The sequence below is a fragment of the Arthrobacter alpinus genome (assembly GCF_001445575.1).
In the GTDB taxonomy this organism is placed as follows: domain Bacteria; phylum Actinomycetota; class Actinomycetes; order Actinomycetales; family Micrococcaceae; genus Specibacter; species Specibacter alpinus_C.
Genome location: NZ_CP013200.1, coordinates 3,161,825 through 3,185,245 on the forward strand (window position 1 = coordinate 3,161,825; position 23,421 = coordinate 3,185,245).

Consider the following 23,421-nt stretch of genomic DNA (forward strand, 5'->3'; position numbering starts at 1 on the left):
AGAAATACCGCCGTAAAGTGATGCGGGGTTGCTAGTGTTCGCCGCGAAGGTGATCCAGGGCGTACTCCAGGTCCTGCGGGTATGGGCTGGTGACGCTGACCCACTCCCCCGTGGCTGGGTGCGTGAATCCGAGCTTGTGGGCGTGCAGCCATTGGCGGGTCAGCCCCAGCTCGGCGGCCAAAGAGGGGTCGGCACCATACGTGAGGTCACCGGCGCAGGGGTGTCGCAGCGCAGAAAAGTGCACGCGAATTTGGTGTGTGCGGCCCGTCTCCAGGTGCACCTCCACCAGCGTCGCCTTGCCAAACGCCTCCAGCACCTCGTAATGGGTTATGGAGGGACGGCCATCTTCAATGACGGCAAAGCGCCAGTCATGACCCGGGTGTCGACCGATAGGGGCATCAATGGTGCCCTGAAGCGGATCCGGCAAGCCCTGAACCACTGCGTGGTAAATCTTCTCCACAGTCCTTTCCCGGAAGGCCTGCTTCAGCACGGTGTAAGCGTGCTCGGTCTTGGCCACCACCATGGCGCCGGAGGTGCCCACGTCCAGGCGGTGCACAATGCCCACCCGTTCCTGCGCGCCTGAGGTGGAGATGCGGAAGCCGGCCGCAGCCAGCCCGCCCACTACTGTGGGACCAACCCAGCCCGGAGACGGGTGTGCCGCGACGCCCACGGGCTTGTCAACCACCACGAAGTGCTCATCATCGAGCAAGATGTTCAACCCGTCCACGGGCTCCACCACAACTTCGAGAGGATCTTTACGTTCAGGAATGGTGACCTGGATGCTGGCGCCAAGGACGAACTTGTCGCTCTTGCCCACGGCTGCACCGTTTTGCAGGACATTACCCTCGGTGCACAACAGTGCCGCAGCGGACCGGGAGATGCCCAGCAGTGCTGCCAGTCCGGCGTCGGCCCGGCTTCCGGACACGTCCTCTGGAATCAAGAATGTCTCAGTCATTGCGTTCCTCGTTATCTGAATTCTGTGCGTCTGGAGTCTTCGCTTCCGTGGCCGCGTCGTCGCTCGCCTTGCCGGACGTGCTCGCCTCTGCCTTGGAGCCGTCCATGCCGATGCCTAACAGGGTCAAAAGGCAGATCACAATGACCCCGCCCACCACGGCCATATCTGCCATGTTGAAGATGGCGAAGTTGGGGAAGGAAATGAAGTCAACCACGTGCCCCATGGCGAACGACGGCGGACGCAACAGCCGGTCTGTCAGGTTACCGAGGGCGCCACCCAAGACCAGCCCCAAGCCAATAGCCCACCAGATGGAGGCAATCCTGCGCGAGAAGATCACGATTGCGACGGAAACGCACGCCATAATGATGGTGAAAACCCACGTGAAGTTCTCACCAATGGAGAAGGCAGCACCGGAATTGAGGATGTGGTACCACTGCAACACCCCTGGAATGACGGGGATCTTCTCCCCAATTTCCATGGTGGAGCTCACCCACCATTTGGTGAGCTGGTCACATACGTAGGCAAAGGCGCCAACGCAGAGCCAGATCCACCAATAGTGGCGGCGGGGCTTGGCAGCGGGTGCCGTAGCCGGCAAAGAGTTCTCGCTCATGACACTTTCGGTTGTTTGAGTGGTTCGGGCAAAAGGTTCTTCTCAATCATAGGCGGCTATCCCTGCCACCCCATGACGAGGGTGTTGTGCGTTGCCTTGGATCCAAAACTGGTTTAACAAACTAAAGCCGGTGGAACAAGTTTCCTTGCACCACCGGCTTTGAGTTTTTCAGGCTAGGACTCCAGGCTGCTCTCGGTGAAATCCGGGGCAGCCACTGAGCCGCGTGCGTCCAAGTCGCGCAGCTGGCCTTCAATGTAGCTCTTCAGGCGTGAGCGGTAATCGCGCTCGAAGCCGCGAAGCTGCTCAACCTTACGCTCAAGGACTGAACGCTGCTGCTCCAGGGCGCCGAGCGTCTTACGGCTCTTCTCCTGGGCATCGTTGACGAGCGTGCTGGCTTCGATCTGCGCCTCAGCGATGATCTTGTCGCGCTGCTCAACACCTGCGTTGACGTATTCGTCATGCAAGCGCTCGGCCAAGGCGATAACGCCGCTGGCTGACTGTGCGGAGGAAAGCGGAGCTGCCGGAGCAGGCGCTGCCTCTACCTTTTCTTCAACAACGGGTTCCGGAGCCTTGACGGGCTCCTTGACCTCAGGCTCAACGACAACGGGCTCGGCCTTGGCCGGCTCGGGTTCCTTGGCCAGCAGCGGGGCTACGGGAGCCGGAGCTGCTGCGGTGTTGGAACCACCGTCTGCGAGCTGCTTGCGCAGCTCGTCGTTTTCCTGATGGAGTCGGCGAAGCTCGACGACGATCTCGTCAAGAAAATCGTCGACTTCGTCCTGGTCATAGCCTTCACGAAACTTTGTCGGCTGGAACCGCTTGTTGACAACGTCTTCTGGCGTAAGCGCCATCTAGTCACCTCATTGGTCTTATGTGAGTCAGAAACCGGCCGAAACCTGCCCGGACTACGGTACCGAATACAAATCGGGAGATCTGAACTTGGGTCTTTCGCTTTTACAATATAACTTTTCGTCGACGAAAACTAACGACGCGACACTAACCGGCAAAACTTCTTGTGATACTCATCCCAATACCGACTGCAACAAGCAATAAAAGGAAGCCAATATCCAGGGCCACGGCACCGATTTTAAGTGGCGGAATCATGGCCCGTAACTTGCGCAAAGGCGGATCGGTCAGTCGGTAAACCACTGAGGCGCCTACCAAAGCCGCACCCTTGGGGCGCCAGTCGCGAGCAAACACCTGAATCCAGTCAAAGACCATACGTAGCAGCAGCGTCAGGAAGTAGAGCAGCAGGAGCAGGTACAGGAGAGCAAAGACAATTGTCACGCGTGTGCACACAATCACTAGGTGGCGGGAAGGGAACCGGCAATAAAGGAAGAGCCTTGCAACCAGAGTAAAGCAATGAGCGCGGGATTTCCCCGGCCCCACTGGTACTTGGCCTCATCAGCTTAACGAACTGCCCGGACACAAAGTGCCCGGGCAGTTGTATAAAATCTGTTTTGTTTCGTTGTGCGACTAGCTTTGGTTGAAGAACGCCGCCTGAGTGTCGGAGATTTTCTTGTCATCGCCCAAAACTTCGATGTAGGACGGTGAGAGCAGGAACACCTTGTTGGTGACCCGCTCGATGGAGCCACGAAGACCGAAGACCAGGCCGGCGGAGAAGTCCACCAGGCGCTTGGCGTCGGCTTCGCCCATGTCGGTGACGTTCATGATGACAGGAATGCCATCCCGAAAGCTCTCCCCAATGATTTTGGCATCATTGTAGGAACGAGGATGGACTGTGGTGATCTGGCGCAAACTTTCAGCCTCTTCCCGGGTAGATGCAGCACGCTTGATGGGGGTTACCGGAGCGCGGTATTCGTCATCGCCGGCTTTGGGTGCGGCCGGTTCAACGGCGGCGGTCGGAGCCGGAGCAACGTCGCGTTCAAACACGTCTGCGTGGGTGTCCTCTTTAGGCAACGTCGGCGCGTACTCCGCGTCGTAGTGCTCGTCACCGTCGGCGAGCCCAAGAAAGATCATTGTCTTGCGCATAGCGCCAGCCATGGTTGCTCCTCATTAGTGTGCAAAGCTAGAAAACTCTGTGTTCAAAACGCTACAGCACCACGGGACGGGGGCCGAGGATATCGGAACCGACACGCAGGTGTGTCGCCCCGACCGCCATGGCCGCCTCCAAATCGTGGCTCATGCCAGCTGAAATGCCTGTGGCGTTTGGGTGCTCCGCTACCAGCCTCGCCGAGATGGCCGCCAGCAGTTCGAAGGCTGGCGCCGGGGCCACACCCAGAGGAGCCACCGCCATGACCCCGGCGAGCCGCAGATGGGGCGATCCGGCGATCTGTTCTGCCAGTCTTAGGACGTCCGACGGCGCGGCCCCTCCCCTTCCGAGGGACGGAGCAGCGGGGCCAGCCCCATTGCCCAGATCCGCATAGGCTTCGGAGAGATCCACTTGAATGAAACACTCCAGCGGATCCCGGCCACTGGAGTCGCGTTCCCTCGCCATCGCATTGGCCAAGGCGCCAATGAGCGAATCTCTGTCTATGGACTGCACGGAGTGAGCGTAAGCCGCCACCGACTTGGCTTTGTTTTTCTGCAACTGGCCAATGAAGTGCCAGCGGAGTGGCGCCGTACCTGCGGATGCCACCTCCAAGGACTTGGCAGCAGCTTCCTGGTCCCGGTTTTCGCCGACGTCGGCCACACCAAGGCTGCTCAGGCGCAGCACATCGGCGCCAGGATGGAATTTGGTCACGACGATGAGCGTGGGTCCGCCAGTACCGGACGTAGCAATGCCGGATGGGGCAGAACCGGAAGGGGCAACGACTGACTGGGCGGCGCTGATGCGCGCCTTGACCACGGCTAGGCGTTCGGCAAGCTGGAGTGTGCGGGGGTCCTGAGAAGTCATGGAATTATTTGCTTTCACTGCGCAATTGCTGGGGACTAGCAGGCTGCGGATGCACCCAACAGCCAAGTGACCGTGGACGGGAGCCTACTATCGGGACGAGACGGCGAAGCCAATGAAACGCCCTTCAGGCGAACCGTCGCTCATGGAACGGCGATGCGAGTAGAACTCGGGGTTTTCTAGTGTGCACTCACCACTGGCATGGGCACTGACGTTGTTGGCCCCCAATTGAGCCAGAACGGCAGCGGGCAAATCCAACGCTGGCGTGCCCCACGAGGTGGTGGCAAAGGATGCAGGCACCTTCCGGGCCACGGCGGCCCGCATGGTCTCGGGAACTTCGTAGCACTGACCGCAAACGCTCGGGCCTAGCCATGCCTCAATGGATCCGGCCCCGGCTGCGCGCATGCTGGCGACAACGGCTCCCACCACATCGGCCTCAACCCCGGGGCGCCCGGCATGGGCAACAGCTAGGATCACTCCTCCATCTGCGGTATCACCGACAAGCACCACGGGGACACAATCGGCAACCATGACGGCAAGAGCAGCACCCGTGGAGACCATGGCGTCAGCTGTTGGCGCTGCCCTTGGCACCTCACGGAACGCGGAGCTGCCGTTGGTGGGCGGCTGCTCCCCGGAACTCTCCTCCGCCACGGGGGACCCTGCAGGGTCGCCTACCTCGCCAGTGCTTGCACTCTCTGAAATCGTGGCCACCACGTTTCCGTGGACCTGATTCATAAAGGCAGGTGACACCGGTGAGCCAGCCGTCTGGGACAGTGCGGCATTTAGCGCAGCACGCCGGAGGATGACTGCGTGCTCGTCGTCTCCAACGTGAAAGGCCAGGTTGCCTGTTTCCGTGCCGGTGAAACCGACCCAAATTCCTGGCCGCACCTGCTGAGCGGAAAACATAGAAGACAACCTGACCATTCATGAACGTTCGGCGTGCCGGCGGCGGTAGGCGCCGGCACGTACTGCTTACTTGAGGAAGTCGGGGACATCCAGGTCATCGGAACGGTGTCCGGTGAGGTCTGGCTCCACGATAGCTGGCAGTTCTACATCAAAACCACCGTCAGCGGGAACGTGAGATGCCGACTGCTGGCCCCACTGGTTCAGGTTGGTCACCGATGCGCTGCTGGGCACGGCGGCGGGGGCCGGCGGGACAACGGTGGCAGCAGGCTCTGTGGCTACGGGGGCAGCATCGGGGGCATCGAAGCCTGCGGCGATGACAGTGACACGGACCTCGTCACCCAGGGCGTCGTCAATGACGGCACCGAAGATGATGTTGGCCTCGGGGTGAGCCACTTCCTGAACGAGGCGAGCTGCCTCGTTGATTTCGAACAATCCAAGATCGGAGCCACCCTGAACAGAAAGCAGCACGCCGTGCGCACCGTCAATGGAAGCTTCCAGCAACGGGGAGGCGATGGCCAGTTCCGCAGCCTTGACGGCGCGGTCCTCGCCGCGGGCCGAACCGATACCCATCAGAGCCGAGCCAGCGCCCTGCATAACAGACTTCACGTCTGCAAAGTCAAGGTTGATCAGGCCGGGGGTGGTGATGAGGTCGGTGATGCCCTGGACGCCGGACAGCAGCACCTGATCGGCGGAACGGAAGGCATCCATGACGGAGACGTTGCGGTCGCTGATGGACAGCAAGCGATCGTTCGGGATGACGATCAGGGTGTCGACTTCGCCGCGCAACTCTTCGATGCCGTTATCGGCGCTGGAAGCGCGACGGCGGCCTTCGAAGGTAAACGGACGCGTGACTACACCAATGGTCAGGGCGCCGAGGGAACGGGCGATCCGGGCCACCACGGGGGCGCCACCGGTTCCGGTTCCGCCGCCTTCGCCGGCTGTTACGAACACCATGTCAGCGCCACGCAGGACTTCTTCAATCTCTTCCTGGTGGTCTTCTGCTGCCTGCCGGCCAACCTCCGGGTTGGCGCCGGCACCGAGGCCACGCGTCAGTTCGCGTCCAACATCAAGCTTGACGTCGGCGTCACTCATCAACAGCGCCTGAGCGTCTGTGTTGATGGCGATGAATTCAACGCCGCGCAGACCCACGTCAATCATGCGGTTCACTGCATTTACGCCGCCACCGCCGATGCCGACGACTTTGATGACTGCCAAGTAATTCTGGGGTGCTGCCACGTTACGTGTCCCTTGTTCGTATGTTGCTGGAAGATCAAAAAAGCGTACCTTGCCACCAAAAAATCAATGCGCTTGCAAGCTGCCAGCATCAATCCTGGGAGCAACCTTGAAGCAATGCCTGAAGCCTTGGTAGCTTAACCTTCAAGTTGAAGGTTATAGTTATGTCAACTAACTCTTGTCTGTGACGTTATGGCGCATCTGCTCCGCATGCAATTACCGCCACCGCGTGTCGCCCGAATCCGCGAAAAAAACGTCCAAAACGCCTCTTTTGTGTCCTCTTGCGCACACTCCGGCCAACTGTGGCCGCCGACACCAAAGTATCATCTGGTGACCGGATGGCGTGGTGCACTGACATCAAACACCTTTGCTGGCACCGGAGCGGGCTTCCCCGCCGGGACCGTGGGTAACGGGGCATTGAGCAGTGCTTCCAGTACCTGAGCCTTCAGTTCCATGTCGCTGGCGTTGCCCCAAATGACACTCCGCCCGTCAATGAGTTTCAGCTCCACGGTATCTCTGGACTTAGCGCTTGCGTTGGCCAGCTGACTGAGAATGGACTTGGGCAGGGTCGCTAAAACGCCCGTCATGGCTTGGAAGGTGTCTTTTCCAATAGCGGCCTTGCCCCCATCGATCAGTGGCAACCCGGCCTTGGCTGGATCCTTGGTGGTGCCCAGCTCAACCCCGTCCTGATCCACCAATAAATACGCCGAACCATTCTTCAGTAGCGCAACCGGCACACGTTCCACCACGTGGACTACCAAGGTGGAGGGCGGCCTGGCTTCAATTCTTGAGCTCTTCACCTGCACCACCGGCTTCAGGAGCGAGGAGACATCGCCCCCTGTCACTTGCGGGAGCGGGCGTGACAGGACGGGGGCCAAGGCCGCCTGCAGGGTGTCCTCGCTAACTAACTTGTTGCCTTCAAACTCAATGGTTCGTACGGACAACGCCGGGGAATACAGGGCAATACCCATCACCAGGACCAGTACCGCCACAATGGCTCCGACAGAGATCAAAACGGTACGTCGGCGGCGCTTGTAACTCGGCAGCGGAAACGCCAGAACCTTTGCTTCGGCGCTACCGTCCCCCTCAACAGCAGCTTCACCCGCTGCCGAGCTTCCCCGGCCAGCACTCCCCCGCGGTGAGCGCTCTGACGTAGCCTTAGCTGACGAATTCTCGGCGGAAGTTTTTTTGCCCGGCACGGACGTCCTTGGCACGACTTTTCCTGGAATGGTCGACTTTGGCACGGTTGACTTGGACACAGTCGTCTTGGGCGCTGGCTTTGTCTGTGCGGCTCGAGCCGGCGCCGGAACAGTCTTCTTGCTGGAATTTGTTGGACGAGTCACGGCTGCTGGACGCGCCACCCGGGGCGTTGGCTTCGCGTCCTCGAGAGGCACCGGCAGCATGGCCACCTTTTCACTGGTGCCTCGCACTGTGCCGGTCGCCCCCGCAGAGCCGGGGGCCTGCGTTGCCGGCACCTCGGCAGCTGAGCCCGCCGCTGGGACCACAGGTATTGCGCCTGTGGCTGGCTTGCGGGTGCGGATGACTCGTGGTTTGCGCGGTTCAGCCATTGCCGCCGCCTGCGGCAAGGGTTGCCACAAGGATGGGTCCGAATTCTGTTACGTCACCGGCGCCGACGGTCAAAATGATGTCCCCGGCCACAGCACCCTGACACAACCTGGCCACAGCCGCCAGCGGATCTGGGGCGTATCCGAACGGCTTACGTAGTGAGCTCGTGATGAGTTCACTACTCACTCCGGCCACGGGATCTTCGCGGGCTGCATAAATGTCCAGAACAGCCACGGTATCGGCCAGGTCCAATGCTTGGGCAAATTCAGTGGCGAACTCAGCGGTCCGTGAAAACAGGTGCGGCTGGAACAACACGTGCACCTTGTGGGCACCTGCCACGGTCCGGGCCGCCAGCAGTGCAGCAGTCACTTCAGTGGGGTGGTGAGCGTAATCGTCGTACACAGCCACGCCGCGAGCAACACCTTTGGCTTCAAAGCGCCTGGCGGCCCCAGCAAACGTGCCCAGAGCCGTTAGGGCATCCTGCGTGTCCACTCCGAGCGCCAATGCCACAGCCACGGCCGCAGCCGCATTGCTGAGGTTATGGTTGCCCGGAACCTGCAGCCGTAACGCCAAGGTGCCCGATTCGGCGTCGGGCTTGGAAGCCGTTGCTTGGGAGCCTTGGAGCACAATGCTCGCGGTGGTGACTAGCCCGTCATGGCTGCCCGGAAGCAGGCGAACATCTGCATCCTGTGCAAAACCATAGGTGATGGTGTGGATCCCGGACGCTGCGGCCCTGGCAGCTAGATCAGCCGATCCGGCGTCGTCAGCACACGCCACCAGGGTGCCATCACGAGGAATGAGCGTCACGAACTGGCCAAAGGCGGCAAAGACAGCCTCGGGTGTGCCGTAGTAGTCCAGGTGATCTGCCTCGAGGTTGGTGACCACGGCAATCTTGGGCCGGTAGTTCAGGAAGGAAGCGTCCGACTCGTCGGCTTCAGCAACAAATACCCCGGCCGCACCGTGAGCTGCATTGACACCCAAACCCTGAACGGTGCCACCTACGGCGAAGGATGCATCGACCCCGGCACCGCGAAGCATGACGGTGATCATGGAGGTGGTGGTGGTCTTGCCGTGAGTGCCGGCGACGGCCACCACAGTGTCATCGGCCATGGCCGCGGCAAGTGCCTGTGACCGATGCAGCACGCGCAGCCCAGCCATACGGGCAGCAAGCAACTCAGGGTTGTCCTCGCGGATGGCGGTGGAAACCACCACGGTGTCCACACCGTTCACGTTTGCGGCCACCTGGCCCACATACACGGTGGCGCCGAGGGCGGCTAGTTGAGCCAGCCCGGCGGAGTCTTTGGCATCGGATCCGCTGACAGCCAGTCCCTGACCCACCATGATGCGGGCAATGGCCGACATCCCAGCGCCGCCCATGCCAATGAAATGGACTCGTCCCAGTTCGGCAAGTGTGGGTGGTGTGTACATCGTGGCGCTCCCCGTCTCAGTCATGTCCTTCACTTTCCGCTCGCGGCGACAACCATGGCGGCCATGCTTTCGGCGGCGTCCCGAATGCCCAGCCCTGCGGTATTGGCGCTCATACGTTCCAACCGCGGCGCGTCCAGGCACAGCGGTATGAGCTCGCTGCGCACCCAAGCGGCATCCAGGGCACTATCTGGGACTAGTAGGGCAGCATCAGCTGCTACCAGCCCGGCTGCGTTGCGGGCTTGCTCACCGTTGCCAATGGGCAGGGGCACAAACACTGCTGGAAGCCCGACGGCGGCCACCTCCGACACTGTTCCGGCACCAGAGCGGCACAAGAGTAAATCTGCCGCAGCGTAAACATCTTCCATGCGCTCAACGTACTCCACCTGGCGGTAACCCGGCGCAGCCAGCAGCTCACCGTCAGGGCCGAGAACGGCTTTGCCCTTGCCTGTGATGTGCAGGGTTTGAATACCGGCGTCGGTAAGTTCCTGAAGTGTTCCGGCAATGGCCTGGTTCAGTCGCAACGCGCCCAGCGAGCCGCCAGTGACAATCAACGTGGGTTGCTGCGGCGCTAGGCCGAGGCGCTCCCGCGCTGCAGCCTGGGCAGTGCCGCGTTGCAAGGTGGCAATTTCCTTGCGCATGGGCATGCCCACCAGGTGTGCGTGGCGGATGGCTGTTGCGGCGAAGGCCGTGCCCACGTTGGTAGTGAAACGTGCACCCACCTTGTTAGCCAGACCGGCTTTAGTGTTGGCCTCGTGGATCACGATGGGAACCCCCAGTGATTTTGCAGCCAGGTACATGGGGGTGCAGACGTAACCTCCAACACCCACGAGAACATCTGCCTTGGCATCCTTAAGGATCCGCTTGGCATCGGAAATGGCACCGAACATCCGTACCGGAAGTTTCACCAGATCCATGGATGGTTTGCGCGGCAGCGGAATGCGGCCAACGAAGGCCAGCTCAAAACCTGCGGCTGGCACCAATGTGGTCTCCAGCCCATCCTTGGTGCCGACGGCCAGGATGGCACTGTCCGGATACGTCGCCCGGATGGCAGCGGCAATGGCTAATAGCGGGCTGATGTGCCCTGCTGAGCCGCCCCCGGCCAGCACTACTGACAGGGGGGTGGTGTGGATCTGTGTCATGAAATCAACAAGTTTCTTTCGGGCTCAGTACGGGAAAAGGACAGGACAACACCAAGGGCGGCAAGCACCATGATGAGCGATGTTCCACCGTAGGAAATCAAGGGCAATGGAACGCCAATCACCGGAAGCAGTCCGACCACCACGGCAATATTGACCACTGCCTGGCCAATGATCCAGGTCATGATCATGCCGCAGACAATCCGGCTGAAAGGATCGTTGCGCGATTTGATGACACGGAAAATGGAGAACGCCAACACGGCATACAAGCCGACGATCACTAGCGTGCCCAGCAGGCCGAACTCCTCACCGAGGATGGCAAAGATGAAGTCGTTGTGAGCCTCGGGAATCCAGTTCCACTTCTGCCGGCTCTGCCCCAGGCCCACACCAAACCAGCCTCCGGATGCCAGAGCATAGGCACCGTTCAGGTATTGATCGCACGCACCATCCACACTGCAGTCACCCAGCCAGCTGGAAATACGGCCACTGCGGTTGTCACTGAAGAAGGAGAAAAGGAACGCTACTAGTGCGCCGACACCCAAAGCCAGGAACAGGAAGCGTTTGGGTACCGCAGCGAACATCAGGCCCGCCAAGACCATGATGCCCACAATGATCGCGGTTCCCAAGTCTTTACCCAACAGGATCAACCCGAGTATCAGGCCCCCGCCAATTCCCACCGGGATCACCACATGGACAAACTGGCGGATCAAGGTTCCCTTGGCTGCTAATACTGCACCCATCCACACGGCCAGCGCGAGCTTGGCCGCTTCGGAGGGCTGGAATTGAATGCCGCCCAATCCGAGCCAGTTCTGATTTCCCTGAACGTCCACACCCAGGGGCGTGAATACCAATCCCAAAAGGAGCACTGCCAGACCAAGCAACCATGGAGCTGCTTTCTTCCACAGCGCCGGCGGTACACACGACAAAATGAACATGAGCACCAGCCCAATGATGGCGAACCCTGCCTCCTTGATGAAGAGATCGTAGGGGTCTTTACCTTCTGAAATGGTTTCGGCCGTCGATGCCGAGAGCACCGCCATACGGCCGATCAGCGTCAAGGCAAGGGTGGTGCCGATGATCCAGTAGTAGGCCGAGGTGGGCCTGCCAACCCGGAAATTGAACCAACTCCGGAATCGCGGAAACAGTTTGGCCATACCGGGCGTTTTTTTGACCGGAGCGGACTGTGGCGTCTGGTTCACCGTAGCTGCTGCAACACTTTTCACGGGGGCAGTACCCTTGACGGCCGCGGCGGGTGTGGCTTTGCCGGACCGGCTTGGCTGTGCGGGCTTTTTTGCCACTATGACTCCTTGTTGACGCTTGCCCGTGATTCCAGAAGCTCCCGGACTGATTCAATGAAGGCATTGCCCCGATGGGCGTAAGAGGTGAATTGATCCATGGAGGCCGATGCCGGAGCCATCAGCACCGTGTCTCCGTCCACTGCCAGTGACGCTGCCACTGCAACGGCCTCGGCCATGACGGCGTCACCGCGCAGCTCAGAGCCACTGGAACGCCGGCCACCGCTGGCATGTGTGGCAATGACCTGCACATCCGGGGCTAGGCGCTCCAGGGAACTGGCCAAATCAGTACTGTCGGCACCAATCAACACCACGGCCTTGAGGCGTGAGACATGTTGGCGGACAAGATCGTCATAATCAACGCCCTTGGACAAACCGCCGGCAATCCAGATGACCGTCTTGAACGCTGCCAGTGAGGCAGCTGCCGCATGCGGGTTGGTGGCTTTGGAGTCATTGACCCACAAAACACCACCGGCTTTGGCAACGGCCTGGATGCGGTGGTCACCGTTTTGGTAGTTCACCAAACCCTTGCGGACATCCTCCGGCGTCAGGCCACAGGCCCGCACGAGTGCTGCCGCTGCGGCGGCGTTGGCCACCAGGTGGCGCGGCACCAGCTCACCAATATCGCTGACCTTGGCCAGCTCGGTAGCTGAGTCCTTGCGTTCTGCAATGAACGCCCTGTCCACGAGCAGTCCTTCCACCACACCGACCATGCTGATGGCCGGAATTCCCGTGGTGAAGCCGATGGCTCGGCAACCTTCTTGCACATCGGCCTCTTGAACCATGCGCTCAGTCTCAATTTGCTCCGCGTTGTACACGCAGGCAAGTTCGGTGTTGGCGTAGATCTTGGCTTTGTCGGCGGCGTAGGCGGCAAAGCTGCCATGCCAGTCAACGTGATCTTCGGCCAGATTCAGGCACACACTAGCCACTGGTGCCAGTGACTCGGTCCAGTGCAATTGGAACGTGGAGAGTTCAACAGCCAGGAAATCCCAGCCTTCGGGATCGCGAACAGCATCAAGAATGGGGGTGCCAATATTACCGGCGGCAATGGCCCGCAGGCCTGCGGCTTGCAGCATTGCTTCCACCATGGTGGTGGTGGTGGTTTTGCCGTTGGTGCCGGTGATGGTGATCCATCGAGCAGTCTTCCTGCCCTCGCGCTGGCGCACCCGCCACGCCAGTTCAACATCACCCCAGATGGGAATACCCGCGTCAGCCGCAGCGGCTAACAGAGGGTGAGATGGCTTGTAGCCCGGGCTCGTGACCACCAGTTCGGCTGCTTCCCCTTTAACCAGCGGCAAGACGGTGGAAGTCTCCTCCCCCAAGATCACCTGGCTGACCCCAACAATCTTGAGGGTGTCGGCGTTGGCCCAGGCGTCGTCGTCGTCCGAGGCGGCAACAACTACCACCTGCGCACCGAGCTCTGCCAAGGTATCGGCCACCGAAAAGCCCGTTTTACTAATGCCCGTGACTACCACGCGCAGCCCGGCCCAGTCGGCATCCCAGCTGGTCAGTGAATCAAGTCGGTCTTGCAATGCACTCACAGTCGAACAATCCATTCAGCGTAAAAAGCTCCCAGTCCCACAGCTACCAGCAGGCCGGCCAGAATCCAGAACCTGACAACCACTGTGACTTCCTTCCAGCCCTTGAGCTCGAAGTGGTGCTGCAACGGTGCCATGAGGAAAACCCGCTTGCCACGGGTCAGCTTGAAGTAACCCACCTGGATGATGACGGAAGCGGAGATAATCACGAACAGGCCGCCAATGATGGGCAGCAGCAGTTCGGTGCGGGACAGGATGGCGAAGGCGGCAATGGCGCCGCCGATGGCGAGGGAGCCGGTGTCACCCATGAAGATCTTCGCTGGGGAGGTGTTCCACCAGAGGAAGCCAATCAACGCCGCAAACATGATGACCGAAATCAAGGAAAGATCTAGCGGGTCGCGGACTTCGTAGCAGACGGTCTCGGCGGCTACCTTGTGGGAGCCGCAGCCTTGGCTGCTCTGCCACAGACCGATGAGGGTGTAGGCACCGAACACCAAAATGGCGGCACCTGTGGCCAGCCCGTCCAAACCGTCAGTCAAGTTCACTCCGTTGGTGGCTGCTGTAATGATCAAGTTTGACCAGATAACAAACAGCACCACGCCCAACCCGGCGCCGGCGAAGGCCAGGTTCAGGCTGGGGATATCGCGGGCAAAGGATATAAACGTGCTCGCCGGGGTACGGCCGGAACTATCGGGGAAACCCAGCGCCATCACGGCAAAGGAAATGCCCACCACGGCCTGGCCCAGGAGTTTGCCCTTGGGGTTCAAGCCGGTGTTGTGCTGCTTGGTGATCTTCAGGAAATCATCCAGGAAACCAACCAGACCCATGCCCACCATCAGGTAGATCATGAGCAAGCCTGAGGCTGTGGGGCCGGTGGAATTATTGTTGACCAACCACACGATCAAGTGGGTGATGAAGTAGGAGGCCACCACAGAACCAATCACCACGGTGCCGCCCATGGTGGGGGTACCGCGCTTGATCTGGTGTGTGGTGGGGCCGTCTTCTCGAATGATCTGGCCGTACCCTTGCCTCACCAGGAACCTGATGAAGATGGGTGTGCCGATCATGGCAAAGGCCAAAGCCAAGCCAGCTCCAATGAGCAGTGCAATCATGGCTAGGCAGTCCTTTCGCCTGAAGTAATATCGCTTGATGCTGTGGGGCTATTCCCCGGGGGTAATGCTATCCGATCGCCTAAGAACCGGAGTCCGGCACCATTAGAGGACTTGAATAAGACAATGTCCCCCGGTGCCAATTCGGCGTCCAGAACGGCCGCGGCGGCGTCCGCATCGGGGAAGAACATTGACTCGTCTCCCCAAGACCCTTCCATGACTGCTCCCACATGCATGGCGCGGGCTCCTTGGCCAACAACCAGCAGCCGGGAAATGTTCAGCCGTACGGCTACCCGGCCCACGGCATCGTGTTCCAGGACCGATTCTTCGCCAAGTTCCAGCATCTCCCCCAGCACAGCCCAGGTGCGCCGGGCACCGCTGCCGCCCAATTCGGCCAAGGTGCGCAAGGCTGCTCGCATGGATTCCGGATTGGCGTTGTAGGCGTCATTGATGACTGTAACGCCGTCGCTGCGGTCGGTGCGTTCCATCCTGTACCGGCTGCTGGCGCGCTGCTCATTGAGCGAGGCCACGATGTGCTCCGGAGTGGCTCCAACCGCGTGAGCTGCAGAGGCCGCGGCGAGCAGGTTCGTGACGTGGTGCAGCCCCAACAGCTTACTGGCGACGTGCAGCGGCTCGGAGCGTCCGGGGAAACTGAGTTCGAACTCGGGCTGCCCGTCGGCATTGGTACGCACCTTGCGGGCCAAAACCATCTCATCCGACGCCGGTCCGTTGGCAAGGGTGCCTGCACCGGAAGTTGGTCCTGCACTGGGCAAGACATCAGCGTCAGCGCTGCTGAAGAAACTCACGGGAGCGCCGGAACGGGTGGCCATGGCTCGGACGCGGCCATCGTCAAAGTTGAGCAGGGCACGTCCAGTGGGGGTCAACGCCTCCACGAGCTCGCCCTTGGCCACAGCAATATTGTCTATCGAGCCAAATTCGCCGGCGTGCGCGCTACCCACACCGAGAACCACGCCCAGATCGGGGCGCACCATAGCACCCAGGTACCGGATCTGGCCCATCTTCGTGGCCCCCATTTCAATGATGAGATAGCGGGTGTCCTGATCTGCGCGGAAGACCGTCAGCGGCACACCCACTTCACCGTTATAGGAACCCACAGGAGCCACAGTGGGACCCAGCGGGGACAGAATGCCCGCCAACAGGTCCTTGGTGGTGGTCTTGCCGGCAGAACCGGTGATGCCAATGACACTCAGAGGAGAATGGGCGCGGATCTGGCGCACCACCTCGGCCGCAAGCGATCCCATCGCGAGCACGGAGTCGGCGACGATGACAGCCGGGACGGGAGTTCCGTCGTCGGACGCCACTTCCCGCTCGGCGAGCGTCAGCACGGCACCGGCAGCGAAGGCTGCGGCGATGAAGTCATGACCGTCGGCCGCTTCACCGGCTTTGGCCACGTACAAGCTGCCGGCGCGGGCATCACGAGAATCGGTGATGATGGCGGCGACATCAATGAGCAGATCCGGGTCGGTGCCCGGCGTCAGGGTGCCCTGAGTGAGCTCGGCGATTTGGGCTGCTGTAATTTCAATCATCAGTTGGTGACTCTATCTTGCTTGCAACGGTAAGGGGGAATCCGCGGGCCACCAGGGCCGCGCGTAATTCAACCCGATCATCGAGGGAAATGTTGACCCCTTTGACCTCTTGGTAAACTTCGTGGCCGCGTCCGGCGACCAGAATAACGTCTTGGGCTCGGGCTATTTCCACGGCTCGGGCGATGGCTGCGGCACGCGGGGCGATCTCCTCAATGATGCGCCCCAGATTGGCGGAATCATTGGCATCGCGTGCGCCTGCCAGGACGCTGGCGCGAATGCCTGCAGGGTCCTCGTCGTGGGGATCGTCGTCGGTGATAATAACCACGTCCGCACCTTGGGCAACCACGGCGCCCATGATGGGGCGCTTGGTGGCGTCGCGTTCCCCTGTGGCGCCGAAGACGGCAATCACGCGGGCGCCCGGAGTATCCGGACGAACGGCGTCCAGCGCCCTGGCGAGGGCATCGGGATTGTGCGCAAAGTCCACCACCGCCACGGGTGCCGTGCCAATCAACTGCATCCGGCCCGGCACTTCCACTGTGAAGGGATCATGGCGGTCCAAAGCATCCTGCAGGCGCACCAACTGTGCTTGGAACTGCTGGTTGCTTGCCGTGTTCTCTGGGCTTGTTGTGTTCTCTGGGCTTGTTGTGGACCCAACACCTTCGACGCCGGAGCTTGCCTGCGCGCTCGTCCCCAGTAATTTCGTGGCCACCATGACCAGTGCCAACGCCGCATTGGAGACGTTAAATCCCCCGGGGAGGCCGGTGCGGACGTTGAGCAGCGCGCCGTTGGGGCCGCTGAGTGTGAAGCGTGAGCCCACTCCGTCGCGGCGCACGTCCAGCACCTGCCAATCCGCAGCACGGGCGCCTGAATCTGCGCCTGAATTTGCGTCTGTTCCAGCCACAGGGGGGTGCGTGGACAAAGTGACGGTGGGAACGGCTGATGCTACTGCCATGCGCTGACCCCAACTGTCATCAATGGTGATGACAGCCTGCCGGGAGTGCGCTGGAGTGAACAATGCGGCCTTGGTGTTAAAGTAGCCGTCCATGCCACCGTGCAGGTCCAGATGGTCCTGTGTGAGGTTGGTGAAGCCGGCAACGTCAAAGACCACACCATCCACGCGGCCGAAGGCCAGCGCATGCGAGGAAACCTCCATGGACGCGGCGCTCAAACCCTTTTCCGCCATGAGGGCAAGGAGTGCGTGGACATCGGTGGATTCGGGCGTGGTCAGCTTGCTAGGAATTGCTTCCTCACCGGCCAGGATTTCAATGGTGCCAATCAGCCCGGTTCCGTGACCGAGTGCCCGCAGCAGCGAGTTCAAAAAATACGTGGTGGTGGTCTTGCCGTTGGTTCCCGTGAGCCCGAACAACTCCAAAGAGTTACTGCCACTGGCGGCACCGGTTCCCGAGGTTCCGTAGACCGCAGCGGCCAGTTTCCCGGCCACAACGCGCGCGTCTGTGAGCACAAGCACCGGCACAACTGCCGATTCCCCGATGAGTCGGGCTCCGGCGTCGTCCGTCATGATGGCAAGGGCACCCGAGGAAATGGCGGCCTCGGCAAAAGACGCGCCATGGCTCCGGGCGCCAGGCAGGGCAAGGTACAAATCTCCCGCGCAGACGGCCCTCGAATCAAGGCTGACACCTGTGATGCGGATGCTGGCCTGCTCGAAAGGCACGCTTTCGGGGGGCAGGCCCGCCACGCCGGCCAACTCGGCTAGAGTGGCGCCACTGTGGCGGCTAGGCCGCAAGGGGTTGCCGGGGGTGTTCACAGGCACTTGAACGAAATCCTTTTCTACTGCACAATCCATGGAGAAATCTTCGGGGTTGCGGCTCATTTGTAAAACTTGGGGAGCTTGACGGGCGGGGTGGTGGAAGGCGGCACATCGTTGCTGCGAAGCACCTGCCCCATCACTTGATTAAACGTATACCCCTGAGTGATTCCATAGACGTTGCCTTGCGGGCGTTGGACAGTTATACCCACCACATAGCGGGGATCATCCATGGGCGCCATGCCGATGAAGGAGGTGGTGTAGCCGTCGAAGCCCACGCCGTTATCGGCAGGCGCCTCGGAGGTGCCGGTCTTGCCGCCAGTGCGGTATCCGGGAATGTCAACCACCTTGTAGTCAGTCATGGTGACGACGCCTTCAAGCATGTCCCGGGCGTCCTTGGCGGTCTCGGGGCTAATAACCTTCACGCCGGGCGCCTGCGGTACGGTCTCCACCGTGCCATCGGCATGGGTGAAGGAGTCGATGATGGCTGGCTTGAGCCGGACCCCGTTGTTAGCGATGGTTTGGAAAATCATGGTGGTTTGTAGCGGGGTTTGTGCAACACCCTGACCGAACAGCACCGTGTACTGCTGACGGCCGTCCCAGTTCTGCCAATCCGCCAAGATTCCTGGACTCTCACCCGGTAGCGCGATGCCCGTCTTCTCCCCCACGCCGAACTTCCGCATGTAGTCGAAGCGCTGCTTGGGGGTGAGCTTGGAGCCGGCCATAACGGTTCCGGTGTTCATTGAATCGGTGATGATTCCAGAAAGCGTGCGCTTCTCGGTTCCATGGGTGAAGGAGTCAGAGAAATTCTGCCCGTCAATGGTCAACGTTGGCGGCACCAGATACTCGCTCAGGGGCGTAGCCAGCCCTTCTTGAACCAAGGCCGAGGCGGTCATGATCTTGCTGGTGGAGCCAGGCTCCACCACGGAGCTGATGCTGCGTGAGCCGATGTTGGAGGGATCTGAGGCTGCCACATTGTTGGGATCATAGGAGTCACTATCAGCGATGGCCACGGCCTTGCCGGTCTTGGCCTCCACAACTGTGATGCTGACCCATTGAGCTTTGTACTGCTCTTTTTGCTGCTGTGCGGCCTGCTGCGCGTAGAACTGGATGTCTTGGTCAATGGTGAGCTTGACGGTTTCCCCGTCAACAGCCGGAACGGTCCGGACCGGGGCCGTGGGAATGATGATGCCGTTCTTGCCTGCCTGATAGGTCCGCGAACCGTCTTTCCCGGTCAATTTCGCATCCATGGTCTGCTCAATGCCAGCCAATGCCTTGCCCTGTTTGTCCAAGAATCCCACGATGGGGCCACCCACAGCTCCCATGGGGTAGACGCGCTTGGTGACAACCTCGGAGTAGATTCCAGGAACTCGCAGCGCGGCGACTTGCTGCTCAACTTGGGGGCTGACATCCATGGCAACGAAGTTATGCACCTTGTCCCCTGTGACGCTCTTTTTGACGTCATCGAAGGGCAGCTTCAAAAGCTGGGCCAGCTGCTCGATGCCTTCATCCGAGGTGAAGGTTTCCACTTTCCATTGGCCGGTTGCCGGATCGATGAGGCCTTCACCGGTCTTTGGATCAATGTCGACCCGTTTAAACTCGGGGTATTGCGCAAAGTTAATCTGGGAAACGGTGATGTTGTAGCGAATGATGCTTTCGGCAAGTACTTTTCCCTTGACGTCAACAATTTTCCCGCGGACAGCTGGCAGCGTCTGAACGACCTTGCGCTGGTTCTCGGCCGCCTGTGCCATGTTGCCCACATCCAGGCCCTGCACCAGGACCAGCCTGCCGGCGATGATGAGCAGGATAACCATCATGGCGATGAAACCCCACCCGATGCGCCCGCGACCGATCTTATTGAGTTGCTGTGCATTTGCACCACGTGCGCTCGGACTTGAGTTTTGTACCACCGCTTGAGTTCCTTGCATTCCTTGCTTCGCGAATTGGTGAAGCGCTCAGTCCATCATAGAAAAGTTAACTGTCCTTTTGTGCCGGTCCCGGAATGGTCCCGCCATTAAGATCAGGAGTAGCCGCTACAGGCGGCACATTGGCCGCGGGCTTCGGCGTCTCTTTGACAGCGCTGGGCTTAGCCGCGTTGGCCTTGGCTGCAGTGTTTCCAGTGTCACTGTTTTCCGTGGCACTGACCTGGGCCGCGGGGCTCAGCGGGGCTTGAACCGGAACGGGAGCCTGCGGCGTGTCGATGACGGCGGCCGGTATGTTTACCAGACCTTTGGTATCGGCCGAGGCCGGCAGCGGCGAACCGCTGACGGATTTGGTTCGCACATCAATTTGTCCCGTGACGCCTGCCGGAACCATGCCCAGCGCCGCAGCCTGTGCCGCCAGTTCCTGGGGAGCCTGCTTCGCAGCAATTTCTTGTTCCATAGACTGGTTCGCCTTGATCAGCTCGGATTGCTGACTCTTCAGGTCCACCAGCTCGTACTGGCCCTTGGAAACGGAAATGCTCATCACCAGAACCACGCCCAAGGCCAAGGCCACCATCAGCAGCAGCGTCACCGCCAAGGATGAGCGCCCGCCTCGCGGTGTTGAAACCACCAGTGACAACGCAGCCCTAGACTTCTTGACCCTCGGTTCCGGGGGCGCACCATGGGGCAGAGGCTCGGTCAGGACGCGGGCAGTGTTGCCCACAATGACATGGCTGGAGCGTAGGGCATTCTGGCTCATACGGCACTCCTGATTCTGATCTTTTCCACGGCCCGCAAGCGCGCTGATGCTGCCCTTGGATTCTCTGCAATTTCCTGCGCTGTTGGTATTTCGGTGCCCTTGGTCAGGCGTTTCAAGGTGGCCTTGTGCTCTTCGAGCTCCACAGGGAATCCGGCAGGAGCCGATGATGCGGCTCCTGCGGCGAAGACGGCCTTGACGATCTTGTCCTCCAGCGAGTGATAGGACATCACCACAGCGCGCCCATGCAGGCTGAGGGCGTCCACGGCCGCAGGAATGGCGGTCTCGAGAACGCTCAGTTCCTCGTTGACTTCAATGCGCAGCGCTTGGAACGTCCGTTTGGCGGGGTGCCCGCCGGTCTTGGCGGCTCCGGAGGGAACAACGTTGCGGATGATCTCCACCAGCTCCCCTGTGCGTGTCAACGGGGCCTTATCGCGTGCGGCGACAATGTGATTGGCGATTCGTCCGGCGAACTTCTCCTCGCCCCACTTGCGGATGATGCGCACCAGGTCCTCTTCGGAGTAACTGTTGATCACATCGGCTGCAGTCTGGCCGCGGCTGGTGTCCATGCGCATATCAAGGGGTGCATCGAAGGAGTAAGCGAATCCGCGGTCACGTTCATCCAGCTGCAAGGAGGAGACTCCGAGGTCCATCAGGATCCCGTCAATGCTGGGAACCCCCAGGTCGGCCAAAACATCGGCAATCTCGTCGTACACCGCATGGACCAGGTCGGTGCGGTCCTGGAACGGTGACAACCGCTCTCCGGCCAAGCCCAACGCTTCGGTGTCGCGATCAATGCCAATGAGATGCAAATCAGGGTAGCGCTGCAACATGGCTTCACTGTGCCCGCCCATGCCCAACGTGGCGTCAATGACGACAGGGGTGCGACCAGCAGCTCGGGCCACCTCAAAGGCAGGAGCTAGGAGGTTGATGCAGCGATCTTTTAGAACTGGAGTGTGGCGTTCGGACGTAGGTGGCGTGGGGGTTTCCGACGTCATCACGACTCCGTTTCTCTTCGGTCAAAACCGGGAGGGGATTCTCGTTCCCCCATGGCATTGCTAACTGGCGATAAATATTTTCCTGCAGGTCATACTTGGTACTGATCTGGTTTAGCCGGCCCGCGTGCGTCGCTGCACTGTGCCGGTTTGAGACCGTTGCCGGTCTTAAACCAGATCCCCCTCCGCGCCAAGCCCCGTCCTGCCTGGCTCCGGGGAAGGTGAGCCAGGTTTGACGGCCTTGCTGGGCGGCTGGAGATCTCATTCAAGACCACCGATATTGCCGTACTGCTCTTGTTCATTGCTGCTGTTTGGCGCTGCTGCGCTGGTCTCTCAGGCGCTAGTTAATGCCTGGAATACCCAACTCGTCTGTTGCGGAGAACGCCATCTCCTTGGCTGCCAAGTATTCGTTCCAGGAATGTGCATCCCAGATCTCCGCCCGGCTGCCTGCGCCAATGACAACCAGTTCCTTCTCCAGCCCTGCGTAGGAACGCAAGGCCGCTGGAATGGTTACCCGTCCTTGCTTATCCGGAACCTCATCAGAGGCCCCCGACAGGAAGATTCGAATGTAGTCTCGGGCGGCCATGTTGGACAGTGGCGCATCCTGCATTTGAGCCAGCACCTTTTCAAACTCCCGTGCGCTGAACACGTAAATACAGTTTTCCTGGCCTTTGGTGAGGACCAGCCCGCTGGATAATTCCTCCCGGAATTTAGCGGGCAGGATGATCCGTCCCTTCTCATCAAGGCGTGGTGAGTGTGTTCCGAGAAACAACCCGACACCGCCTTCATTGTTGAGAACTTTTGACCAATCTAGCCCCATTCCCCTCTTACGTGCTCCACATTACTCCACAATCCTCCACCGTCAACTTCATAAGACCCGATTTCGCCACCGTGTCGCGACAAAATTCCGCGTCAATGCGGTGATGTTCAGGTGCAGCAAACGGTGGAGGGAAAAGTCAACAATGACGCAGACTGTGGCCGAAAATGTGCCTCAAAAACCACTCCAGCGCTACTTTTAGGCTCGCCGCGAGCTCCCGGGGAGGAAAAGGGAGTATCCACGAGGGGACAGTGGAGGGAGAAAAGGTGGCGGGCGCGCCGCACTCCGGGTGGCTGTGCCGGGCCACTGCCCAAGACGCACCAACCCGGTAACGCAAAAAAGACGGCGTTGGCGGATGTAGACAACTCTCAAACATTGTCTACATCCGCCAACGCCGTCTTTCAATGACGACGACTCGTTGGCTAACAGGGTGAAACGTGTTGCGTTAAAGCCAAGTTACTGCTCGCGACGGCGTTCGTCCCACTTTTCTTCGAGGTTGCTCATGAAACCACTCTTCTGCTTCGCTGCAGACTTGACTCCGTCTTTGCTCGCGGCTGGTCCTGCACCGCTGGATTTTGCCTTCGAAACTGCTACATAGACTCCCGCACCCATGATGAGGAAACCCAGAACACCCACCAGTATCAGGTGCGTCGCCACACCACCGAGCAGTATGAGCAGCCCAACAATCATCACCAAGACGCCAATAACGATGTTTCGCGTCGACATTGATCGCGCTGGCGAGCTCGACAAGGCATTGGCAAATTTGGGATCTTCAGCATGCAGTTGCTGCTCTAGTTGATCCAGCAATCTCTGTTCGTGCTCAGAGAGGGGCATGACGACCTCCTTCAGGTCAGAACCGTGGCACTTGTCTCGTTAACGCCTTGACATCACTATTAGTTCCCGAGCTGCCAGGTCCATTGCGGATTCCGCTTTTGTTTCTGACGGCTTGAGTGCCAACAGCATTGAAGCTGTCAAAGTGTCAACTTCTACT

At 60.2% G+C, this 23,421-nt stretch carries 21 protein-coding genes; all 21 read right to left on the reverse strand.

Features of this window, described 5'->3' with window-relative positions:
- Window positions 1-31: 31 nt before the first annotated feature.
- The gene (locus tag AS189_RS14115) at window positions 32-955 is read right to left on the reverse strand and encodes an RluA family pseudouridine synthase (RefSeq protein WP_062290203.1); all 924 of its coding nucleotides are present in this window, start codon (window positions 953-955) and stop codon (window positions 32-34) included.
- Window positions 948-1,565 (reverse strand): signal peptidase II, encoded by a 618-nt coding sequence (gene lspA / locus AS189_RS14120; protein WP_082634321.1) that lies wholly within the window; start codon window positions 1,563-1,565, stop codon window positions 948-950. Before lspA ends, AS189_RS14115 begins: the two co-directional genes overlap by 8 nt.
- Window positions 1,566-1,738: 173 nt before the next feature.
- Window positions 1,739-2,413 (reverse strand): DivIVA domain-containing protein, encoded by a 675-nt coding sequence (locus AS189_RS14125; protein ID WP_062290206.1) that lies wholly within the window; start codon window positions 2,411-2,413, stop codon window positions 1,739-1,741.
- Between the two features lie 145 nt (window positions 2,414-2,558).
- Window positions 2,559-2,849, reverse strand: coding sequence for a YggT family protein (locus AS189_RS14130; protein ID WP_062293714.1), 291 nt, complete (start codon window positions 2,847-2,849; stop codon window positions 2,559-2,561).
- A 189-nt stretch (window positions 2,850-3,038) separates the two neighbouring features.
- Entirely contained in the window at window positions 3,039-3,566 is a 528-nt protein-coding gene (locus AS189_RS14135; RefSeq protein ID WP_062290209.1) for a cell division protein SepF, read from the reverse strand.
- A gap of 49 nt (window positions 3,567-3,615) precedes the next feature.
- Complete coding sequence (locus tag AS189_RS14140) at window positions 3,616-4,419, reverse strand: YggS family pyridoxal phosphate enzyme (protein ID WP_062290212.1); 804 nt, start codon at window positions 4,417-4,419, stop codon at window positions 3,616-3,618.
- Between the two features lie 87 nt (window positions 4,420-4,506).
- A complete protein-coding gene (locus AS189_RS14145; protein ID WP_062290215.1) occupies window positions 4,507-5,322 on the reverse strand; it encodes a polyphenol oxidase family protein in 816 nt (271 codons plus the stop codon).
- A gap of 66 nt (window positions 5,323-5,388) precedes the next feature.
- On the reverse strand, window positions 5,389-6,558 hold the full coding sequence (gene ftsZ / locus AS189_RS14150; RefSeq protein WP_062290218.1) for a cell division protein FtsZ: 1,170 nt from the start codon (window positions 6,556-6,558) through the stop codon (window positions 5,389-5,391).
- Between the two features lie 320 nt (window positions 6,559-6,878).
- Window positions 6,879-8,123, reverse strand: a complete 1,245-nt coding sequence (locus AS189_RS14155; protein WP_237759863.1) for a cell division protein FtsQ/DivIB — start codon at window positions 8,121-8,123, stop codon at window positions 6,879-6,881.
- Complete coding sequence (gene murC, locus AS189_RS14160; RefSeq protein ID WP_237759864.1) at window positions 8,116-9,573, reverse strand: UDP-N-acetylmuramate--L-alanine ligase; 1,458 nt, start codon at window positions 9,571-9,573, stop codon at window positions 8,116-8,118. Before murC ends, AS189_RS14155 begins: the two co-directional genes overlap by 8 nt.
- A gap of 5 nt (window positions 9,574-9,578) precedes the next feature.
- Window positions 9,579-10,688 carry an undecaprenyldiphospho-muramoylpentapeptide beta-N-acetylglucosaminyltransferase gene (gene murG, locus AS189_RS14165; RefSeq protein WP_062290225.1) on the reverse strand — a complete coding sequence of 370 codons (1,110 nt, stop codon included), beginning with the start codon at window positions 10,686-10,688 and terminating at the stop codon, window positions 9,579-9,581.
- A complete protein-coding gene (gene ftsW, locus AS189_RS14170; protein ID WP_237759865.1) occupies window positions 10,685-11,983 on the reverse strand; it encodes a putative lipid II flippase FtsW in 1,299 nt (432 codons plus the stop codon). The genes murG and ftsW overlap by 4 nt, the downstream gene beginning before the upstream one ends.
- Window positions 11,983-13,536, reverse strand: coding sequence for a UDP-N-acetylmuramoyl-L-alanine--D-glutamate ligase (gene murD / locus AS189_RS14175; RefSeq protein ID WP_062290229.1), 1,554 nt, complete (start codon window positions 13,534-13,536; stop codon window positions 11,983-11,985). Before murD ends, ftsW begins: the two co-directional genes overlap by 1 nt.
- Complete coding sequence (gene mraY, locus AS189_RS14180) at window positions 13,518-14,630, reverse strand: phospho-N-acetylmuramoyl-pentapeptide-transferase (protein ID WP_062290232.1); 1,113 nt, start codon at window positions 14,628-14,630, stop codon at window positions 13,518-13,520. The genes murD and mraY overlap by 19 nt, the downstream gene beginning before the upstream one ends.
- A gap of 2 nt (window positions 14,631-14,632) precedes the next feature.
- Window positions 14,633-16,174 carry a UDP-N-acetylmuramoyl-tripeptide--D-alanyl-D-alanine ligase gene (locus tag AS189_RS14185; RefSeq protein ID WP_062290235.1) on the reverse strand — a complete coding sequence of 514 codons (1,542 nt, stop codon included), beginning with the start codon at window positions 16,172-16,174 and terminating at the stop codon, window positions 14,633-14,635.
- On the reverse strand, window positions 16,167-18,005 hold the full coding sequence (locus tag AS189_RS14190) for a Mur ligase family protein (RefSeq protein ID WP_237759866.1): 1,839 nt from the start codon (window positions 18,003-18,005) through the stop codon (window positions 16,167-16,169). The genes AS189_RS14185 and AS189_RS14190 overlap by 8 nt, the downstream gene beginning before the upstream one ends.
- Window positions 18,002-19,756, reverse strand: coding sequence for a peptidoglycan D,D-transpeptidase FtsI family protein (locus AS189_RS14195; protein ID WP_082634549.1), 1,755 nt, complete (start codon window positions 19,754-19,756; stop codon window positions 18,002-18,004). The genes AS189_RS14190 and AS189_RS14195 overlap by 4 nt, the downstream gene beginning before the upstream one ends.
- A gap of 157 nt (window positions 19,757-19,913) precedes the next feature.
- Window positions 19,914-20,621, reverse strand: a complete 708-nt coding sequence (locus AS189_RS14200) for a hypothetical protein (protein WP_062290244.1) — start codon at window positions 20,619-20,621, stop codon at window positions 19,914-19,916.
- Window positions 20,618-21,616: a 16S rRNA (cytosine(1402)-N(4))-methyltransferase RsmH gene (gene rsmH, locus AS189_RS14205; protein ID WP_062290247.1), complete on the reverse strand. Its 999-nt coding sequence runs from the start codon at window positions 21,614-21,616 to the stop codon at window positions 20,618-20,620. The genes AS189_RS14200 and rsmH overlap by 4 nt, the downstream gene beginning before the upstream one ends.
- 337 nt (window positions 21,617-21,953) lie before the next feature.
- On the reverse strand, window positions 21,954-22,385 hold the full coding sequence (mraZ, locus tag AS189_RS14210) for a division/cell wall cluster transcriptional repressor MraZ (RefSeq protein ID WP_062293723.1): 432 nt from the start codon (window positions 22,383-22,385) through the stop codon (window positions 21,954-21,956).
- A 501-nt stretch (window positions 22,386-22,886) separates the two neighbouring features.
- On the reverse strand, window positions 22,887-23,264 hold the full coding sequence (locus tag AS189_RS14215; protein ID WP_062290250.1) for a DUF3040 domain-containing protein: 378 nt from the start codon (window positions 23,262-23,264) through the stop codon (window positions 22,887-22,889).
- Window positions 23,265-23,421: the final 157 nt, after the last annotated feature.

Coding starts and splice junctions, on each gene's coding strand:
- AS189_RS14115 (WP_062290203.1), bottom strand. CDS start 955: ATGACTGAGACATTCTTGATTCCAGAGGACGTGTCCGGAAGCCGGGCC.
- lspA (WP_082634321.1), bottom strand. CDS start 1,565: ATGAGCGAGAACTCTTTGCCGGCTACGGCACCCGCTGCCAAGCCCCGC.
- AS189_RS14125 (WP_062290206.1), bottom strand. CDS start 2,413: ATGGCGCTTACGCCAGAAGACGTTGTCAACAAGCGGTTCCAGCCGACA.
- AS189_RS14135 (WP_062290209.1), bottom strand. CDS start 3,566: ATGGCTGGCGCTATGCGCAAGACAATGATCTTTCTTGGGCTCGCCGAC.
- AS189_RS14140 (WP_062290212.1), bottom strand. CDS start 4,419: ATGACTTCTCAGGACCCCCGCACACTCCAGCTTGCCGAACGCCTAGCC.
- AS189_RS14145 (WP_062290215.1), bottom strand. CDS start 5,322: ATGTTTTCCGCTCAGCAGGTGCGGCCAGGAATTTGGGTCGGTTTCACC.
- AS189_RS14155 (WP_237759863.1), bottom strand. CDS start 8,123: ATGGCTGAACCGCGCAAACCACGAGTCATCCGCACCCGCAAGCCAGCC.
- murC (WP_237759864.1), bottom strand. CDS start 9,573: ATGACTGAGACGGGGAGCGCCACGATGTACACACCACCCACACTTGCC.
- murG (WP_062290225.1), bottom strand. CDS start 10,688: ATGACACAGATCCACACCACCCCCCTGTCAGTAGTGCTGGCCGGGGGC.
- murD (WP_062290229.1), bottom strand. CDS start 13,536: ATGGATTGTTCGACTGTGAGTGCATTGCAAGACCGACTTGATTCACTG.
- mraY (WP_062290232.1), bottom strand. CDS start 14,630: ATGATTGCACTGCTCATTGGAGCTGGCTTGGCTTTGGCCTTTGCCATG.
- AS189_RS14185 (WP_062290235.1), bottom strand. CDS start 16,174: ATGATTGAAATTACAGCAGCCCAAATCGCCGAGCTCACTCAGGGCACC.
- AS189_RS14190 (WP_237759866.1), bottom strand. CDS start 18,005: ATGAGCCGCAACCCCGAAGATTTCTCCATGGATTGTGCAGTAGAAAAG.
- AS189_RS14195 (WP_082634549.1), bottom strand. CDS start 19,756: ATGATGGTTATCCTGCTCATCATCGCCGGCAGGCTGGTCCTGGTGCAG.
- AS189_RS14200 (WP_062290244.1), bottom strand. CDS start 20,621: ATGAGCCAGAATGCCCTACGCTCCAGCCATGTCATTGTGGGCAACACT.
- rsmH (WP_062290247.1), bottom strand. CDS start 21,616: ATGACGTCGGAAACCCCCACGCCACCTACGTCCGAACGCCACACTCCA.
- AS189_RS14215 (WP_062290250.1), bottom strand. CDS start 23,264: ATGCCCCTCTCTGAGCACGAACAGAGATTGCTGGATCAACTAGAGCAG.